The organism is Pseudomonas emilianonis (assembly GCF_023072625.1).
Classification (GTDB): Bacteria; Pseudomonadota; Gammaproteobacteria; order Pseudomonadales; family Pseudomonadaceae; genus Aquipseudomonas; species Aquipseudomonas paraveronii.
Genome location: NZ_JAKNRV010000629.1, coordinates 1 through 1,583, shown reverse-complemented (window position 1 = coordinate 1,583; position 1,583 = coordinate 1). Strand labels below are relative to the sequence as shown.

At 63.8% G+C, this 1,583-nt stretch carries 1 protein-coding gene and 1 pseudogene; one reads left to right on the top strand and one right to left on the bottom strand.

The genetic code is table 11. The features are described 5' to 3' along the window. Positions 1–304, top strand: a pseudogene (locus L9Z73_RS30235) (ABC transporter ATP-binding protein); the annotation flags it as partial. Between the two features lie 64 nt (positions 305–368). Here the strand turns inward: L9Z73_RS30235 and L9Z73_RS30230 are convergent. Next, positions 369–1,583: lytic transglycosylase domain-containing protein (locus tag L9Z73_RS30230; protein WP_247408613.1), on the bottom strand; the 1,215-nt coding region annotated here is incomplete at its 5' end.

The window sequence follows — 1,583 nt, the reverse complement described above, 5'->3', positions numbered from 1 at the left end:
CATCGCCCGCGCGTTGCTGGTGGACGCGCCGATCCTGCTGCTGGACGAAGCCACCAGCGCCCTCGACGCGCAGAGTGAACACCTGATCCAGCAGGCGCTGCCGCAACTGATGCACGGCCGCACCACGCTGGTCATCGCGCATCGCCTGGCGACGGTGAAGCATGCGGACCGGATTGCCGTGATGGACCAGGGCAAGCTGGTGGCGATCGGCACGCATCAGCAGTTGATCGCGAGTAACCCGCTGTATGCGCGGTTGGCGGCGTTGCAGTTCAGTGATGGTGCGGAGGAACAGGCTGCGCACTGAAATCACCGCGCATAAAAAATGCCCGCATCGTTCGATGCGGGCATTTTTGTGTGTGCGTCAGGCTTTATTGATCATCGAAGTAACGCTCGTGCCAGTCCACTAATGGCTGTGGCGAATTGAGCTTCTGCCCGTAGATCACCGAATAAGACAGCACGTTCTGCACATACTGGCGGGTTTCGTCGAACGGGATGCTTTCCACCCATACGTCGAAACTCAGGTGATCGGCACCGCGCAGCCACTGGCGCACGCGGCCGGGGCCGGCGTTGTAGGCGGCGGAAGCGAGGACGCGGTTGCCGTTGAATTGGCTATGCACCTGGCTCAGGTAAGCAGCACCGAGCTGGATGTTTTTGTCCGGGTCGAGCACCTGGGCCGGGGAGGCCAGCGGGATGCTGAACTTGCGCGCAGTGTCTTTGGCAGTGCCGGGCATCAGTTGCATCAGGCCGCTGGCGCCGACGCCGGAGCGGGCGTCGTCCATGAACGCGCTTTCCTGGCGGGTGATGGCGAACACCCAGCTCGAATGCAGGCCGCGCACCTTGGCTTCGCGCACCAGGGTGTCGCGGTGGGCCATCGGGAAGCGGATGTCGAGGTCATCCCAGTACTGCGCCTGGCTGATGGTACGGATCGCCGGGAAGTACCACTTCATGTCGTAGGCCAACCTGGCCTGGGCGACCATTTCGTCGCGGTTGAAGTGACGGCTGACGTGGTACCACTCGCGGCGGCCATCGACCACCTGGCCGCGCGCATAGAACTCCAGGGCGCGGCGCACGCCGGGGGTATTGCGCACTTTGTTGATCAGCGCCGGGCTCATCAACAGCGGCTTGTTGATCAACTGGTACGGCGCTTTGGAGCGGTCGGCGGCGAGGAAGCCGTAGAAATCCCGCTCCCGCGACAGGTTCTTGTACAGCACCAGGGCTTGCGGGTTTTTCGGCTCGGCCAGTTCCAGGCTGCGGGCCTGCCAGTAGCGCCAGCGGTTGGTGGTGGCCAAGTCTTGTGGGAGTTTGCGCGTGAGTTGGTAGGCGTCTTCCCAGCGAGCTAGGCGCAACAGCAGGCGCAGGCGCCATTCGGACACGGTGTTGTCGCGCAGTTCGGGGTCGTACTTGGTCATCACCTCAAGGGCGCGTGGGTCAAAGCGCTTGGCCAGGGTCAGGCCGATCTCACGGGCAATCGCCACTTTTTCGTCACGGGAGAAGTGCATGCTGGTGGCATAGCCGTCGAGCATGGCCATGGCCTTGTCCGGGTCCTGGCGCGCCAGGCGGCGCAGGCCCAGGCCCACGGCGTC